This window comes from Flammeovirga agarivorans (assembly GCF_012641475.1).
Classification (GTDB): Bacteria; Bacteroidota; Bacteroidia; order Cytophagales; family Flammeovirgaceae; genus Flammeovirga; species Flammeovirga agarivorans.
The window spans coordinates 679,003-696,351 of the sequence record NZ_JABAIL010000001.1 but is presented as its reverse complement, the minus strand read 5'-3'; the positions used below and the strand labels follow the sequence as shown (position 1 = coordinate 696,351).

Sequence of the window (17,349 nt, the reverse complement as noted above, 5' to 3'; positions counted from 1 at the left end):
TATAGTTATGGAAACCTCATTTATAGAATGCCCAAGATGTTTAGGTAAAGGGCATGTCGATCATGAAGACATCAAAAGACTTAAACAAGAATTAAGGTGGTTACCCGGAACATGTGCTTATTGTAACGGCACTGGAAAAGTATCAAAAGACCTCATTGATTCTGTGGATGTAGACAAAACATATCTTACCAATGACCTCTCAGCAGAAGAAAAAGAAAAAGTATTAAATAATGATCTTGATGCTACGATGAGAGGCATAGAAAAAGAAATTCAAAGTCAGCAGATTATTGATCACATAAAAGATTTACATTTCAATCATGAATTAAATGTAGATCAGATTTCAACTTTCTTCACCTATGAAAATGATGAAAACAAAGAAAAGTTGTTCGATTTTATTCAAAGAGTGATTGATTCAGAAAGCAATTCAAATTTATAAAGAAGTCATTTATTTGATTATACTTTAGTTTAATATAATAAAAAACCTCCACCACTTTTCAGTGACTGGAGGTTTTTGTCTATGTCTATAAAGGTACTTAAATAGTATATTATTTAAGCTTCTGCTTCTTCGAATTCACTTACAGGAATACAAGAACATACAAGGTTTCTGTCTCCGAAAGCACTATCAATACGACGTACTGTTGGCCAGAATTTATTTGCTTGTACGTAAGGAAGAGGATATACCGCTTTTTCTCTCGAATATGGCATAGTCCATTCTTCAGTAATGACTTGAGCCTGAGTATGAGGTGCATTCTTCAATACATTCTCAACAGCATCCGCTTGTCCATCAATCACTTCTTGAATTTCCTGACGAATTTGAATCATCGCATCACAGAACTGATCTAATTCTGTTTTGCTTTCTGATTCAGTAGGTTCAATCATTAATGTTCCTGGTACTGGGAATGATACTGTTGGAGCATGGTAACCATAGTCCATTAAACGTTTAGCAATATCTTCCACTTCAATACCAGCTGGTTTAAACTGACGGCAATCCACAATCATCTCATGTGCATTACGTCCATTTGCTCCAACATATAAAACTGGGTAGTGATCTTTTAATCTCGATTGCATATAGTTTGCATTCAAGATCGCTATTTTGGTAGCATTTGTTAAACCTTCACCTCCCATCATTCGGATGTATGCATAAGAGATTGGTAAAATACTAGCAGATCCCCAAGGCGCTGCAGCAACGGCTGTAGAAGCTTTTTCTCCTACATTGTTATCGATTACAGCATGACCTGGTAAATATGGAGCTAGATCAGCAACAACACCGATAGGGCCAACACCTGGTCCACCACCACCGTGAGGAATACAGAATGTTTTGTGTAAGTTCAAGTGACAAACATCTGCACCAATATTAGCTGGAGATGTAAGACCTACCTGAGCATTCATATTTGCTCCATCCATGTAAACACGACCACCATTATCATGTATAATTTGACAAATCTCTACTACAGACTCTTCAAATACACCATGAGTAGATGGGTATGTGATCATTAAACAAGACAATTCATTGCTATGCTTCTCAACTTTTGCTTTCAAGTCTTCCACATCAATGTTTCCTGCCTCATCACATTTAACGATAATTACCTTCATACCTGCCATTACAGCAGATGCAGGGTTTGTACCATGAGCAGACGATGGAATAATGGCTATATTTCTATGACCTTCGCCAATACCTTCATGGTATGCTCTAATCGTTAAAAGACCAGCATATTCTCCGTTTGCTCCAGAGTTTGGTTGTAATGACATAGCATCAAAACCTGTGATTTCACACAACCATGCTTCAAGATCCTTAAAGATTTCTTGGTAACCTTGTGCTTGTTCTTTTGGTGCAAATGGGTGCATCTGTCCAAACTCAGGCCAAGTTACAGGAATCATCTCTGCTGTTGCATTCAATTTCATAGTACATGAACCTAATGAAATCATTGAATGCACTAACGAAAGGTCTTTATTCTCTAAACGTTTTAAGTAACGTAACATCTCATGCTCTGCATGGTATTGATTAAATACTGGATGTGTTAAGAAATCAGACTCACGTTGTAATTCTGCAGGAACAGCAATTTCAATATTTTCAGCTAATGCTTCTACATTAACTGCAACGTTTAAACCTAAAGCATCTTGAATTAAATCAACAATATCAGCAATGTGTGATACATCTGTTGATTGGTTCATAGAAAGACCGATATTTCCATCTTCAAAGTAACGGAAATTTGTTAATCTCTCTTCCGCTAATAAACGGATTGCCTTAGCTTGTAGTGCTGTTGTATTTATTCTTAAAGTATCAAAATAGCCGTTATTAACTACTTCGAAACCTAACTTTTCTACTGATTGTTTCAGAAGGTTCGCCATACCATGAGTACGGTAAGCAATTGTTTTTAACCCTTCTGGTCCGTGATATATTGCATAAGCAGAAGCCATCACACCTAACAACACTTGTGCTGTACAGATATTTGACGTTGCTCTCTCACGCTTAATATGTTGCTCACGAGTTTGTAAGGCCATACGGTAAGCTTCGTTACCATCCTTGTCCTTAGAAATACCAATAATACGACCAGGGATTTGACGCTTGTAAGCATCTCTTGTCGCAAGGAAACCTGCATGAGGTCCACCATAACCCATTGGCACACCAAATCTTTGAGCGGAACCAACTACTGCATCAGCATCCATCTTGCCTGGCTCTTTTAGTACTGTTAGTGCCAAAAGGTCTGATGCCATTGCTACCAATACTCCATTTTCATGAGCTGCAGCAATAAAGTCAGTATAATCTGTAATACCACCATTAGTATCTGGATACTGAACAAGTACACCAAATAAAGTTGGATCTGTCACATCTAAATCAGCAACTTCACCAATTACTAGCTCTACCCCGATTGGAGTACAACGTGTCTTTAATAAGTCTAATGTCTGAGGGTGACATGTATTTGAAGCAAAGAACTTATTGGCTTGCTTCTTTTTTGCTCCCTTTCTAGCACCATAGAACATATGAACTACTTCACCTGCAGCTGTAGCTTCGTCAAGTAAAGATGCATTGGCTAGTTCCATACCTGTTAGGTCAGTGACCATAGTTTGGAAATTAAGTAGCATCTCTAAACGACCTTGTGCAATTTCTGCTTGGTAAGGAGTATATGCTGTGTACCAGCCTGGGTTTTCCATGATATTACGTAAAATTACAGGAGGAGTAATAGTATTGTAATATCCCATACCAATGTAAGAACGGTAAATTTTGTTCTTATCCGCAATCGTCTTGAAGTGACGAAGGAATTGGTATTCAGTAAGAGGTTGAGGAAGCTCTAAAGGTTTCTTTAGACGAATCTTTTCAGGGACAGTTTGAGAAATGAGCTCATCAATATCTGATACCCCTAAAGCGGCTAACATCTCTTCAATTTGAGTATGGTTGGGCGCATTATGCCTTGCCTCAAATCTCTCGAAGTTGTTTAAATCAATCTTCATCGACTATGGTTGTGTTGTGGTAATAAATTTCGGCCTACGATGGTTAACAAGGATATGGTAAATTGTTCCCGTATCCTCCCATTCATTTGCACCGCAAATATAGTAATAGTTAGTATTTTGTGGATAGTACTTATTATTTTTTTTAAAGAACTTTAAACAACAACTAATTTCTATCGAAAATGTTTATTCTTCAGATTTTACAGTTTTGATAAATTGTGGCTTTATTGATTTCTATACAAAACCACATCATTATGACTACTTTTTCTTCTCTGATGAATAATTATTCATATATAATTCTATAAATCATACAATTTAACAGTGCCTAATGCAGGTATATTCACTTCAAATATTTCATAATTGACTGCCTTAATTACTATTTCTTTTTGTCTGATAACCAATTAAGTAGTAAATTGTATATGCTACTTCTTAAACCATGTATTTTGTGTAGCTAAATATTTAAAATACGAAATGAACTCGTAACAACGAATGAAAAAGTTTGTACTAACAATACTGCTTATATATATAACAATTCTTTCTTATGCCCAATGTACAGTAGGCCATGAATGTTCTTTTTTCCACCCAGACGAAGTAAGTAGAATTGATATAACATTAGATTCAGCAGAATTACAACAACTATTAGCCGTTGGTAATGAAGAAAAACAACTTCGTTTCTTTGGCTCTATGACGTTCGAAAGCAAAACTATTAAAGATACTATAAGCAGCATTTGTGTAGGTTTATCAGGAAAAGATACTCGCTACTCTTTAAAAAAGTCATTTGAAATTGCATTTGGAAAAAAGTCTATCTGTCACCTTCAAGGGTTAAAACTTGAAAGTAATAGTGGGGATCCTACATTATCTAGATCCAAGTTAATGTATCAGTTAATGTCTAACGAAGGAATCCCTGCTCCTAGATCAGCACATACTTTGTTGTTTATTAATGGTGAATACCATGGTGTTTATCTAATGTCTGAACTCATAGACTCATCTTTTCTTACCCATCATTTTAAGAGTAATGAAGGTATACTCTATATGGGAAATTATGGTGCAGATTTAACCAATGACCCTAATAGTTATTTGGATGAAAAAACGTATCCTTTATGCCAAGGCAAAGACTTTCACAGAGAACATCTTCAATCCTTTTTAGACAGTATTAATCTTTTACATCATAAAGAACTGATACACTATGTTGAAACTCATTTTGAGGTGGAACAATTTGTAAAAGCATTAGCAATCGAAATTCTATGTGGGCATTGGGACGGATATGCTTTCAATAAAGATAACTTCTTCCTTTATTTTGATGATAAAACAGGAAAATGGTCTTATATCCCCTATCAATTTGATCACACATTCGGTATTAATCTTATATCAGATCAGTATGATTGGGCTAGTCGAGATATTAATCAATGGGGAGAACCTTACGAAGCTAGGGTGCTAGTCAACAAAATTTTAGATCAGCCAAAATACAGAAACCTCTTTAATCGATTTATTGAAGAGTTTGTTCTTAGAACTTTTAATATTTCAACACTAAGTCCTTACCTCAACAAGCAAAGAGAAATGCTTCTACCTTTTGTAGAAAATGATTATCAATATTCACTAGACCATGGCTGGACTACATTTGATTTTATCAATTCATTTGAAAATAGTGTAGGAAATCATATCGATTATGGACTAAAAGAATTCATTCTACAAAGAAGTAGAACTGCATTAAAACAAGTAATTTCTAGTGATCCAAAACAACTTTCGCATTGGGTGGAAACCGTCAAGTTTTACCCTGATCCTAAGAAGAATGTTGTAATGATGAAAATGAAAGATGTCTCTTATAAGAGTTGTATGGTATCCGTACAAAATAAAGAAGGTCAAACAGTGAAGCGATTCGTTTACCCACCATCGGAATCTATAAAGGTTGAATATGATAAATTCTCTGAAGGTACTTATATTCTTTCTGCCGAAATTGAAAATAAACAAGGAAGCTGGGTTGGATTACCACAGGTAATCATTAATAATTAAGAAAACAATTTCACAAACTTCTAGTTCTCATATAGTCTCATAAATTCCAATGAGATAAAACACTCCTATTCAAATACATAGGACCCAAAAATTAATAAATCATTATTTAAAGGTTTAGTTTAACTTTTTAAAGAGATAACAGGCTGTTAGTTGACAACCTAGTTGATTATCAGTTACATTGTGTTTTTCGAACATTAATGACCTGATACGAACTATCTGACTATCTCCTGTTCACTAACTAATTAATTATTTAAGGATTAAATAAACAACACCACCATGAAGATTATCAAAGCTATAAATGAAAATCACTACTCGGTTTTTCTACAAAAGTGTCATCATTCCGACTTAAGTATCGACTATCTTAAAAAGAACACGACATACTTACTTATTCACAAAGACGAAATCTGCGGAGGATATGTATTCGGAAATACCTATCCATACAGATACACACAACATTTAACAGATCAATACGATCAACAAAAAATGATGCATTTCACTGCATATAACAATGTAACTGAAATCACATGTTTATGGATCGATAAATCTTACAAGAAATCTCTATTAAATAAATTCTTATGGGCTTCCATTGGTTACCATGGATATTTTGGAAAAGCTGAATATTACTTATTTGGCACCAAATCTAAAAAGCTCACTAAGTTTTTCAAGTTTCCTATGGCTGTCAATAAGTTTATGGTCAGTGAAGCGAAGGATAAAAAATTACAGAATCCTTTTAGATTCTATATTGCCGATAGAAAAAAGACCTTTTTAGGAGCAATAGAAATTATTTTAGGTGTTTTAAAAACATCTGATACAGAAGTTGAAATTAACGTTTAACTCACATATTTACTCTCAATTAAAACATTTACACCAAAAAAAGGACTCTCTTGGAGTCCTTTTTTATTAGAATGGAAGTACCCTTGACACCTCCTTTTTATATTCAATAAACGCCTCTGGGCGATTTTTCATCATTTGTTTATCTTTTAATGGAATTGAAGCAAACATAAACATGGCCCACATTCCTATTGACCCTAAAGTTGTATACCATGGTGCAGAAAATGATACACCCATCATTGCAACACCAAACCAAAACATCATTTCTCCTAAGTAATTAGGGTTTCTTGACTTCGCCCAAATTCCAGTTTTTAAAATATCTTCCTTTTTAGGGTTTTCTCTCTTTCTAAATTTATCTAATTCATTATCTGCGAAATATTCAAAACCAGTTCCTATTAAAGAAGTTAAAGCTCCAAGGTAAAATAAATACGGTATTGTTAAAGTGGCTCCATTATATACATACAGTACTCCCCACATACTTGCAAAAACTATTAACGTTGGATATAAATGAATCGCTAGAAAATTAATAGGTTGAAAAAACTTTCCAAACTGATTTCTAAAATTGACATATCTGAAATCTTCATGATTCCAACCGGGCCACCCTCTTGCCCAACTTAATGTCAATCTCCATGACCACGCACTAATTACAAAAGCACAAATCCATTGTGGTATACCCCAAGATGCTCCCGAAAAATCATAGAAATAGAATATCAACATATAAAAAGGTATCACAGACCAATAAGCATCATAAGTGCTACTATTCTTTTTGAACACTGAAAAAATATAGCAAATTACTGTCATCACAAGGTCTGATACTAATAATCGAAATACGGTATCTCGTACATCTATCTCTAAATATGTATAGAATCCCGCAAATCCTATTATTAAATAAATTAATGTTACTTCTAATAAATCTTTTTGTTTTTGTTTCATGAGATAGATGATAATTTATAGTCAGAAAATGCTTGATACCTGTCTTTCAACCAAGTGTATTTGTTAAGTTCTTTTGGTGTTGCTCTTTTAATTTTAGCAAATTTAGATACTATGCCTTTAGCATACTTGTCTTCATCGTGCGTTGGAACAACAACTTTAGGTTGAATAGTTTCACAAAGATGTTCGACCCCTTTTATACCTGGAGATACTACACCTCCTAAGAAAAAAGGTAACTTGTATAGATTAAAAGGTGTTACTAATAATGAACAATCTCCTACTTCTTTCAACTGCTCTTGATGCGCTTGGTCCAATGTAAAACCATGCGTCATAAAGTAAACACTTTCATTGCCATTGCTTAAGACTATTGCATCGTATATAGGATCTATCCACCTTCTTGTAGGCAAGAAATGGACATCAATTCCCTTGACATTTACTTTTGTCTGTTTTTTGTTTAATGCATGAAACTCCGTATTAGGTAGCAGTTTCATTAGATCTTTCTGAATACTATCTGGTCCGATTACCAACTTAGGTTGTAGCTTTTCTAATGTTTGATGATGAAAATGGTCAGGATATTTCTGAGTTATCAAGACAACATCAAAGGCAGGTAATTCATTGTAGGGAACTGGCGCAGTTCTATGCCACTGTGTATTAAACCATGTAAAAAAATCAACCTCAGTACCTTCGAGCCATGGGTCCACTAAAATGCGTAGCCCATCAAACTCAAGAAACCAAGAGTTATCCATATTCAGTCGTTGTAAGTTGATCATTATTGAGAGCTTTTATGATTCTAAGAAGATAACGATCTTAAGGTAGCTTTGTTTAGATTTTAAATATCAAACTTATAGAATGTCCCATCACTGAGTTCTATTGAAAACTTCACTCCTTCTAAAGAAACACCTTCATTAGGAATAAAGTAAAAGTACCTTTCATGATCACCTTCTAAATAGAAATGTGTATATTCTGAGACAAGACTTTCAGCGATATTTACTCTTTCAGGGTTATAATCAGATTGAACTACAAATTCATTGGTTAAATCATTTCCGTCTGTTGAACTGATGATAATATCTTCAATTTGTTGTTCATTAATAAATCTTGGACCTGGAGAAGCAATTGCTGAATTAATATAGGAATATGTGTAGTTAAAGACATTCACTTCTGATAAAACTGAACTAAAGTTTAGTGCTATTTCTACAGCATTGGCATCCTCATTTACAGTAAATGCATACTCTTCATTTTCATCTAATTGAAGCTGACCAACAGTTAACTTTATATCATCAATCGAGACAATGTATTCATCCATTCCATCAACACAAGTACTGGTCTCAACATCTTTTTGACATGCAAAGAGTATTAGATTAAAAACGCTGTAAATGATTACAGATTTTGACAAGAGAGAAAGTTGTTTTTTAAATAGCATCAGTATTTATAATTAGTTTTTAGTAATTATATATCAAGTTACATTTTTTTGATTAGATGTAATTGATTTTCAATTCTAAAACTCGGGTGTTAACGCAAACATAACACCATACTTTCTACTTTCATTTGTTTGGTATGTCGCTCTGTATATAAACATAACTTTTACCATTCTAAATATATTTTCAATCCCTCCACCAACTTCTACATATGGTGTACTTGGATCTAAACTTCCGAAAGAAGAGGTATTTTCATCCCACGGGTTTACATTTCTTTCTAGATTTTCATCAGATACTCCTCCCCACAATAAGTTACCTACCACAAAGGTTTTCACATTCCATTTTTTCACCATTGGAATTCTATTCATAAACAATCCTTCAAAATGATGAAATACTCTTAAACTAGCGTATTTATCTGACATAAACTCACCAAAATCCATTAGGTTATAAGCACTTCCGTCATAGATATACCTTAAATTATTTCCTCGATGAACAAACAATAATGGAAAGGGTACAGTCGAAGGTGTCCAACCTCCTGACACTACATAATCCATTCGTCCTATTGCCCCAATTTTAAACCTATGTTGCATACTTGCAGTCACCTTATGATAACTGTCTGTTACATTCAACACATCAGGAAGACCTCTATTATAAGATAAAGTAATTGTGGGATACTTTCCGTTTGCAGCAACATATCTGTTCAGATGTCTACTCGTAACATAACGTTTACCAAAATCAAAGATAATTGAACCTCCAACTTCAGCAGTTCTTATATGATCAAAGATTAAAGAATCTGTAGTAGACCCTGTAAAGTAATTTTCATCTTTATAAGTAAACTGTCCTCTTAATTGTATCCCTTCTGCAATATAAGAACTACCTATAATTTTATATTCATCTAAGTAATAAGGGTAACTATAATTGCCCCATAATTGCTGAAACCATAGATAAGGAGGTTGCCCAGGGTAAGTAATTCCTGCCCCTAAACGTTGTAGTGAATGTTGTGCTCGGGCATATAAATAAGTCCATTTTTCTTCATTGAAAACATATTTTCCAGAGATACCCCATTTCCATTCTTCATCTTTTGTTCCATATGCAAGATACCCACCTGCTACAAAGTTTTTAAACCATTGGGTATTGGTTGTTCCTCCTATTTGAATATGATGATCTTCTATGTTGTTCTGAGCATATAATGCTAATAAGGAACCAAAATCGAACCCTCCCATTCTGTAATATCCTGTAGCCACCATATCGATTACCTTAGATGTTGCTTTTACAGAAGGCATCTGCTTTACAGTGTCTATCATTGCAAAAATGGTAGTATCTGCATCTGAAAAATGGATCTTTTGAGTGGATTCAAATGTATTTTCAGTTTTTATATCCACTAAAAATTTTGACCAATTTTCATTAAGTTTTCCTCCCACCCACATTCTAATTCTCTGGTTGTAAGGTGCCCATACTTTCGAAGTATCCAAAGGAGCCAATTTTTGATCTACAGTGATACTATCTATAAAGTTAATAGGAGATTCTCTAGAGATATTCGCTGTAATTTTTTTGACAGCAAAACTTTTTACATCATCAGTAATCCAAACAGTACCACCAAAAGTCATATCATTGGCTCTTCTAGGAATGTAATTGATTCTATAACACCAATCCTCATCTACCTTTTCATAGGTCACTAATTCAAAATCAAAGTAATTTTTGAAAGTGGGGTTTAGCGGTGATACAAAATCATAATTCAAAAATCGCAACCAATGTTGATAAAAATTGATTGTGGTCTTCTCTGTATCCAATCCTTGCTTGAACTGGTCTTCAAAATCTGGTCCCAAGAAGGATTCTTTATAACTAGTAATATCACGATCTTCAGACAAACCATTGTAATGGATATCTTGTTCTGAATGGGAAGCATAAATTGGAATGATGGGCATTCCTTTATCATCAGTTTCTAATTTACTGATCGCTTCCATCCTATCCATTGCTTTATTAACAAGACGTTGTTCCAAATTATTGGAATCCAAATCCGCAATGTAGATATGAGTTAGTATTTTAGATTGATAATTTAAATCTTTCGCTTTCTTGAAATTATGATCATCTGCATTGGCCATAGCTAAGCGAATAATTTCCCAAGCTGGGTTTTCATACCCTTTTCGACCAATTACTACTTCCTCTAACTCTGTGACGCTTTTGGATAGCTTTATTAATACTTCCGTATTTAGATCTACTGTATCTAAATTGATTTTCATATTTGAATAGCCCAAACAAGATAGTTCAATGATATCCTGTTGATTGACTGAAATAGAAAATCGACCCAAAGCATCTGTAGATGTACCATCTGCATTATTAACTAGATTGATATTTACAAAACCAACTGGACGCAATGATTTGTCTTCGATTACTTTTCCCCGAAAAGTTGAAGTGTTTTGAGCCAATCCTGAGATGGTTATGATCAATAATACGACGGTAATTAAACTATTTTTCAATTATATTTTTATAATAGGCCTTAGAGAACGGCTACATTTCTGTTGCACCATTCTTTATTAACTGATGGTAAAAACGAACACAATCTTTAAATTCTTCCACACCTATTTTCTCATTGATACCATGAAAAGATTTAATATTTTGCTTGTTTAGTTTAAAAGGACAAAATCTGTAGATATGGTCCGACACCTTTGAGAAATATCGAGAATCAGAAGCTGCAATCATGATATAAGGAGAAATTACTATATCTCCAAAAACCTGTTTGATAGATTTATCCAACATCACATAAGTTGGATGATCAGGATTAGAAATTGATGCTGGTTCAGATTTTTCAAGAATCTTGATTTTCACTCGTTCATCATCAATTACTTCTTTTAGATCTTCATGTACAGAATTTACTGACTCTTCTGGTAAAATTCGAATATTTAAAACTGCTCTAGCATAGGTAGGTAAAACATTATTCTTCTCTCCTGCCTCAATAATTGTTGGTGCAACTGTTGTTCTCACCAATGCATTTGACGAAGGTGCTTTTTCATACACCGCCATCAATACAGGCTCTAATAGAGTTGCGTTTGCAAAAACAGTCCTAAAACCTAGCGGCATTTCTGGGCCAACATAATCAATAAAATCATTAAGTGGTTTTGAAATATATGAAGGGAAAGGGTTTTCATTAATCTTACCAATCGCTTTGCTTAAAACATCTATAGCAGTTTCTTTTTTAGGCATTGAAGCATGTCCACCTTCAACGTCAACATTTAATTCTAAGGTAACAAACCCCTTCTCTGTAGTACCAATAAGTGCTACATCTTTCTGCATTCCTGGTACCAAGCCTTGGGTGATATAACCTCCTTCATCCAAGACAAATTCAGCTTTCACCCCTTTTTGTTTAAGATAATGAGCAACTTGTTTTGCACCATTAATTCCCATTATTTCTTCGTCATGACCAAAAGATAAATACACTGTTCTATCTGGCTGAAACCCTGAGCTAATAAGCATTTCTACCGCTTCCATAATACCAATCACTCCCACTTTGTCATCAATAGCTCCTCTACCCCAAATTTCTCCATTCTTAATTAATCCACTAAATGGTGGTTCTTTCCATTCACTTAAATTTGCTTCCGGTACTGGAACCACATCATAATGTGACATTAAGATCATGGGTTTCAAATCTGTTCTTTTTCCCTGCCATTTGAATAACATGGTCATTCCACCCAAAAAAGTATACTCCATCTTACCAAAAGCTACAGGGTATTTTTCATACAGTAATTCTATAAACTGATGAAATGATGCTGTATCAATCATAGCTGGATCATCGTACGATATCGTTTTGATTTTTATCGCATCAGATAAATGCTGAGGTGCTGCATTGGTCACCTTAATCGGAGCAATTTTTTCTATGTCAGATTGTTTTGATGAGAACAACAATAAGTTTGCAAGAATATAAACTAAAGCGATAGCTAGTGATCCGAGGATAATTCCTAAAAGCCTTTTCATTTTTGAAGTGTAGAGTTTATAAAGTTTTCTTTTGGTGATATTAAGATAGTAAGTTGTATTTAATTTTTAAGTATTTATAAAATAAAAAAGCGTTACCGAAGCAACGCTTTTAATGAAAGTTGGATAATTCGAATTGGTATGTAAAATCTTTATGGTTTTAATCTTTAACTCCTAAAGATAAGGTAATCATTTTAAATAATTGTAATATCTACTTTTTTAATAGAAATACATGCTGCTTTCTTTCGTATCCGTACGAAATTTTCAGTCCACTAACAGAGCATATCTTAGCCACTAAAGCCAAACCTAAGCCCAAAGACTGAGCACTTTCCGACCCTTTTACAAATCGTTTAAAAAGTTGGTCTTTTGATATATTCAAAGGAGCTCCATAATTACTTATGCGAAACTCTGTTGAAGTTGTTTCAATCTTTATTGGTCCTTCAGCTGTACCATATCTGATGGCATTTTTCAATAAATTTTTAAGAATAATATCAAACAGATAAGGATCTATATTTAAAGCATGTTCTTCATCTAATTTCATCTCAATAGATAACGATTTCAACTGAGCTAATTCCTCTACAGCCTCCACCTGATTCCTAATTTCTTCAATGGTATACAGTGTCTTGATATCTGTAAATTCACCATTCTCAATTTTAGTAATCAAGTTCAGAGTAGTACCTAATTTTGACAGGTGGTTCGCTTCATCATAAATCGTTTTGATCATCTTTGCATCTTCCTCTTCAAGCTTTTCAGAAAATAAAAGTGACTCTGATTTATTACGAATTATTGCCAAAGGAGTTTGTATCTCATGTGCTACATCCTCTGTATATTCTTTCAAGTGGTTATAATCCGCATCGATTCTTTCGATCATATTTGTGAACAAGTCTTGCATATCTACAAACTCTTTGGTTGTTGTAGATACTTTCTCCACTTCTTTTGAACCTCCCACTTTAAAGTTTTGCATTGCTTCTAATATCCTTCTGAAAGGTCTTAAGAAATACCCTTGTAGAAGTACATTAAAAGCTACAATTAATATGACGAGTACAATAAAAGAAGGGATAAGGTATTCGAAAATATCATCTCGGAAGTAATAGTAATTTTGAACTTCCTTATCCATAGATACTCGATAAAATTTTCCATTAGCTTCAACCAAGACCACTTTACGTCTATGAATTAAATTACGTTCAATTTCAGGATGATAAATAGTGATATCTTCCGTAATTGGATAATCCGTCTTTTTACAATGAGATGAAATCTCCTGAATATTGGATACACTTCCTCCGATAAGTGAATCTATAGATCTACCTTTTTTCAGGTGATGTTCCACTCTTCCTTCAATCCAACCAAATCTTCTATTTAAGTCTGAATCGATAAATTCATCCGCTTCTTTTGTCAGTAGTTTAGCATTAAAATAAAATACCACAAAAGTGAAAATGAGGTAAAAGAAGGTGATTCGTGATAGTAAATTAAAAGTTCTTTTACTTTGCATAGATTTATTTGCTAGTAGAAAATTTATACCCCATGCCATAGACTGATTTGATATAATCTTTGGCTCCTCCCTTCTGTAACTTTTTCCTTAAGTTCTTAATATGAGTATAAATAAAATCAAAACTATCGGCTTGATCAATATGATCTCCCCAGAGATGTTCTGCTATATTTTCTTTTGTCAGCATCTTCTCTCTGTTATAAAGGAAGTACAATAATAAATCATATTCTTTTTTTGTCATTTCTATGATTTGATCATTGATAGAAACTGTTGATAAAGAGATATCCACTTTTAGTTCATTTACCTCAATAACATTACTTCCTTTTAACTTTTTTCGTCTGAATAATGAACGAACCCTTGCAATCAATTCGGCCATGTGGAAGGGCTTTGTGATGTAATCATCAGCACCTAATTCAAGACCTGTTACTTTATCGTCTACACTATCCCTTGCCGTAACGATTAATACTCCTGCATTGGCATCCACTTCTTTTATTAACCTGACTACATCCAAACCATTACCGTCAGGTAAGCCTAAGTCGACCACTAAGATATCATAGGCGTAAACACCTATTTTTTCTCTAGCATCAGTTAAAGTAGAGACATGTTCTACACCGATACTCTGATCTTTTAGATTGGCTAATATATCTTCAGCTAATAAATGATTGTCTTCGATCAATAACAGTTTCATAATCACTAATATCAATAAAGAGTAGCCATATTACTTTTTGCAAGCTATGGCTACTCAATGCATATTTTTATTCAGGAGAGGATGTCTCTAGAAGTCATCCATTCCACCTCCACCACCTGAAGGTCCTCTTCTCGATGGCTTAAAGTTATTCAATCTATAAGTGAATGTCATAGTAAAATACTGAGCATATCTAAAATCTTCAGTATAATTATTAAAACCGACACCCTCTGAAGTACTTTTTCTTACTGCTGTCCCCAATACATCGTTCATTGAAGCTGTAATGGTCAACTTCTTTTTCATCATATTGTGCTTTAAAGCAGCAGTCATCATATAGTACCCTTCATTTTCTCCTTGAGCAGTTACAGTAGGTCCAGTATATCTACTATTGATTTGCAATTGAGTTTGTTTTGTCAATCTGAATGTGTTGTTAAAACGGCTACTCCAGTTTAAGCTTTGGCGATCAAAACTCTGTCCCTCCAATTCACCTTCTACTCTGTAATCATATAAGTTGCCCATTAAATCAATGGTCCACCATTTTACAGGATTATAGTTTAATGAAAGTTCAAAACCTAAAGCGTAATCAGTTCCTACGTTCTCATAAGTATGTAAAATAACACCTTCAGACCAAACACTCTGAACTCTTTCAATTTTGTTTTGTGTCATTCTATAGTAAGCATCAAAAGATAAAGTAGCTTTTTCTCCTAATCCTTTTAAATAACCAAAATCAAATGAATCAATGTTTTCCGGTAATAAAGCTGGGTTACCTCTACGTACGTTAAAGGCATCTTGCCAAGTAACGAAAGGCTCTAAGTAATATCCTCTTGGTCTTTCAATTCTTCGAGAGTAACTCAACATCAATTGGTCTTCTTTTGGTAATCCATAAGATAGGTGAATCGTTGGGAAAACATTCCACTGATCTACAGGATAGTCCTCTTCAGTTCCTTCAAGGTTGATGTTTCGGCCTGTATACTCCGCTCGCAATCCACCCTGATAACCAAAGTTACCTACCTTACCGGCATACATACCGTAAAGTGAGTGGATTGTTTGCGTGTAGTTGGTAGTAAAGCTATAGTCTGGTGCAAAGACATAGTCACCAGTCGACACATCATAATTATATACCTCGTTAATATCTTGTGATTTGTTCCATCTTGTTTGCCATCCTGCTTCAAACTTGTCTGTTTTTCCGATAGGCAACGTATAATCTATTTTAGCTCTTAATCTTCCTCCAGGGCCAATTTCTGTAGACCTCTGGCCTGAAGCTGGGTTTTCTGCTATCACTCCGCTTGCATCTTTTGGATACAACTCATTGATTGAGCTTTCGGTCATATCTCTACCGCCATAATCTACCATAGCATCTAAAGTATGTCCTTTTTTATCTTTGAATTTATGTTGATAAGCTAAGTTTGCACTGTAGTATAAACCACCTCTTTGCCAGTATTCACTAGAAATATATTCCGTCTCGTTGATCGGTTGGTCACTTCCTCCAATTTGTTGGTATTCATAGAAATTCGCATCCATCCCACCATACATTTTAAAATCACCAACTCTACCAGATAGTTTAATGAAATCATTATCCGAAATAGAATATTCAGCACCCGCTTGAATACCCATTACTTCAAAAGTACGTTCTCTTTCTCCATCAGAAATCACATAAGAAGTGGTATCATTTGTAGTAGTTCTACGTTCAGATTTATAGCTACCCGGACCTGGTCTCTTATTGTAATTAGCTCCGATATAGTAGTTCCATTTCTTCTTTCTGAAGTTTAGTAAGAAGTCTCCACCAATTCTTCCATACCTACCCACATTAAAGTTGGCTACACCATTTACACCTTCTAACTTATTTTTCTTTGTAATGATGTTGATAATACCAGCAGTACCATCGGGATCATACTTTGCAGAAGGGTTTGTAATCAACTCTATATTTTCAATTGTACTAGCAGGAATTTGTTGTAATGCCTCAGAAGCATCTAATACTGAAGGTCTACCATCAATTAAAACAGTAAATCCAGAACTACCTCTTAAACTCACATTACCATCACCATCTACAGTAACTGAAGGAATATTTTCTAAGATATCTACTGCTGTTCCTGACATTGCGGCAAACTGAGTTCCTACATTAACTACTTTCTTATCGATATCATAAGTCACAGAATTTTGAGTACCTACTACTTCAACAGCGTCTAAAACTTCTGCATCTGTAGACAACTCCACTTCTCCTAAGTTTGCTTTATAATTGGGTTTACCTATTTCAACACCATCAATAATATTCTTCTGAAAACCGATAAAAGAGATTTCAACGGTAAACATTCCTTCAGGAATATTTTTCACAACAAACATACCTTCAAGGTTCGTTACTGTTCCTCCAATAAGTGTATGTGATGCTTGATCAAAAATACTTACAGTAGCATATTCTACAGGTACATTACTACCTGCTTCTTTTACCTTACCTAGAATAATACCTTTTTTAATTGGGTCGTTGGCATATGCTGCTGAAACAATAATGAAAGTTATAAATGCGATTAATGTGGAAGTTTTTCTGAACATGAATTGAGTCGAATTTAAATGATATCACAAAA

General features: G+C 34.3%; 12 protein-coding genes. 3 read left to right on the top strand and 9 right to left on the bottom strand.

Annotation, left to right across the window (positions count from 1 at the left end):
- The first annotated feature begins 7 nt into the window (after nucleotides 1-7).
- The gene (locus HGP29_RS02885; protein WP_168880807.1) at nucleotides 8-436 is read left to right on the top strand and encodes a DnaJ-like cysteine-rich domain-containing protein; all 429 of its coding nucleotides are present in this window, start codon (nucleotides 8-10) and stop codon (nucleotides 434-436) included.
- 113 nt (nucleotides 437-549) lie between these two features.
- Here HGP29_RS02885 and gcvP read toward each other — a convergent pair whose 3' ends face one another.
- Nucleotides 550-3,450, bottom strand: a complete 2,901-nt coding sequence (gene gcvP, locus HGP29_RS02880; RefSeq protein ID WP_168880806.1) for an aminomethyl-transferring glycine dehydrogenase — start codon at nucleotides 3,448-3,450, stop codon at nucleotides 550-552.
- A gap of 486 nt (nucleotides 3,451-3,936) precedes the next feature.
- Here gcvP and HGP29_RS02875 point away from each other — a divergent pair, with 486 nt between their 5' ends.
- Complete coding sequence (locus HGP29_RS02875; RefSeq protein ID WP_168880805.1) at nucleotides 3,937-5,457, top strand: CotH kinase family protein; 1,521 nt, start codon at nucleotides 3,937-3,939, stop codon at nucleotides 5,455-5,457.
- A gap of 276 nt (nucleotides 5,458-5,733) precedes the next feature.
- Nucleotides 5,734-6,291 (top strand): hypothetical protein, encoded by a 558-nt coding sequence (locus HGP29_RS02870; protein WP_168880804.1) that lies wholly within the window; start codon nucleotides 5,734-5,736, stop codon nucleotides 6,289-6,291.
- 66 nt (nucleotides 6,292-6,357) lie between these two features.
- Here the strand turns inward: HGP29_RS02870 and HGP29_RS02865 are convergent, their stop codons facing one another.
- From HGP29_RS02865 to HGP29_RS02830, 8 genes are all read right to left on the bottom strand, one after another.
- Nucleotides 6,358-7,221, bottom strand: coding sequence for a DUF1295 domain-containing protein (locus tag HGP29_RS02865; RefSeq protein ID WP_168880803.1), 864 nt, complete (start codon nucleotides 7,219-7,221; stop codon nucleotides 6,358-6,360).
- Nucleotides 7,218-7,988 carry an MBL fold metallo-hydrolase gene (locus HGP29_RS02860; protein ID WP_168880802.1) on the bottom strand — a complete coding sequence of 257 codons (771 nt, stop codon included), beginning with the start codon at nucleotides 7,986-7,988 and terminating at the stop codon, nucleotides 7,218-7,220. The genes HGP29_RS02865 and HGP29_RS02860 overlap by 4 nt, the downstream gene beginning before the upstream one ends.
- 59 nt (nucleotides 7,989-8,047) lie before the next feature.
- Nucleotides 8,048-8,638, bottom strand: coding sequence for a hypothetical protein (locus HGP29_RS02855; RefSeq protein ID WP_168880801.1), 591 nt, complete (start codon nucleotides 8,636-8,638; stop codon nucleotides 8,048-8,050).
- A gap of 75 nt (nucleotides 8,639-8,713) precedes the next feature.
- A complete protein-coding gene (locus HGP29_RS02850) occupies nucleotides 8,714-11,110 on the bottom strand; it encodes a DUF5686 family protein (RefSeq protein WP_168880800.1) in 2,397 nt (798 codons plus the stop codon).
- A gap of 31 nt (nucleotides 11,111-11,141) precedes the next feature.
- The gene (locus HGP29_RS02845) at nucleotides 11,142-12,602 is read right to left on the bottom strand and encodes a M20 family peptidase (RefSeq protein WP_168880799.1); all 1,461 of its coding nucleotides are present in this window, start codon (nucleotides 12,600-12,602) and stop codon (nucleotides 11,142-11,144) included.
- A 208-nt stretch (nucleotides 12,603-12,810) separates the two neighbouring features.
- A complete protein-coding gene (locus HGP29_RS02840; RefSeq protein WP_168880798.1) occupies nucleotides 12,811-14,088 on the bottom strand; it encodes a sensor histidine kinase in 1,278 nt (425 codons plus the stop codon).
- Between the two features lie 4 nt (nucleotides 14,089-14,092).
- On the bottom strand, nucleotides 14,093-14,773 hold the full coding sequence (locus HGP29_RS02835; protein ID WP_168880797.1) for a response regulator transcription factor: 681 nt from the start codon (nucleotides 14,771-14,773) through the stop codon (nucleotides 14,093-14,095).
- A gap of 87 nt (nucleotides 14,774-14,860) precedes the next feature.
- Nucleotides 14,861-17,317, bottom strand: coding sequence for a TonB-dependent receptor domain-containing protein (locus tag HGP29_RS02830; protein ID WP_168880796.1), 2,457 nt, complete (start codon nucleotides 17,315-17,317; stop codon nucleotides 14,861-14,863).
- Nucleotides 17,318-17,349: the final 32 nt, after the last annotated feature.

Bases quoted from the DNA above. Each gene is read 5' to 3' on its own strand.
- HGP29_RS02885 (WP_168880807.1), top strand. From the start codon at position 8: ATGGAAACCTCATTTATAGAATGCCCAAGATGTTTAGGTAAAGGGCAT.
- gcvP (WP_168880806.1), bottom strand. From the start codon at position 3,450: ATGAAGATTGATTTAAACAACTTCGAGAGATTTGAGGCAAGGCATAAT.
- HGP29_RS02875 (WP_168880805.1), top strand. From the start codon at position 3,937: ATGAAAAAGTTTGTACTAACAATACTGCTTATATATATAACAATTCTT.
- HGP29_RS02870 (WP_168880804.1), top strand. From the start codon at position 5,734: ATGAAGATTATCAAAGCTATAAATGAAAATCACTACTCGGTTTTTCTA.
- HGP29_RS02865 (WP_168880803.1), bottom strand. From the start codon at position 7,221: ATGAAACAAAAACAAAAAGATTTATTAGAAGTAACATTAATTTATTTA.
- HGP29_RS02860 (WP_168880802.1), bottom strand. From the start codon at position 7,988: ATGATCAACTTACAACGACTGAATATGGATAACTCTTGGTTTCTTGAG.
- HGP29_RS02855 (WP_168880801.1), bottom strand. From the start codon at position 8,638: ATGCTATTTAAAAAACAACTTTCTCTCTTGTCAAAATCTGTAATCATT.
- HGP29_RS02845 (WP_168880799.1), bottom strand. From the start codon at position 12,602: ATGAAAAGGCTTTTAGGAATTATCCTCGGATCACTAGCTATCGCTTTA.
- HGP29_RS02840 (WP_168880798.1), bottom strand. From the start codon at position 14,088: ATGCAAAGTAAAAGAACTTTTAATTTACTATCACGAATCACCTTCTTT.
- HGP29_RS02835 (WP_168880797.1), bottom strand. From the start codon at position 14,773: ATGAAACTGTTATTGATCGAAGACAATCATTTATTAGCTGAAGATATA.
- HGP29_RS02830 (WP_168880796.1), bottom strand. From the start codon at position 17,317: ATGTTCAGAAAAACTTCCACATTAATCGCATTTATAACTTTCATTATT.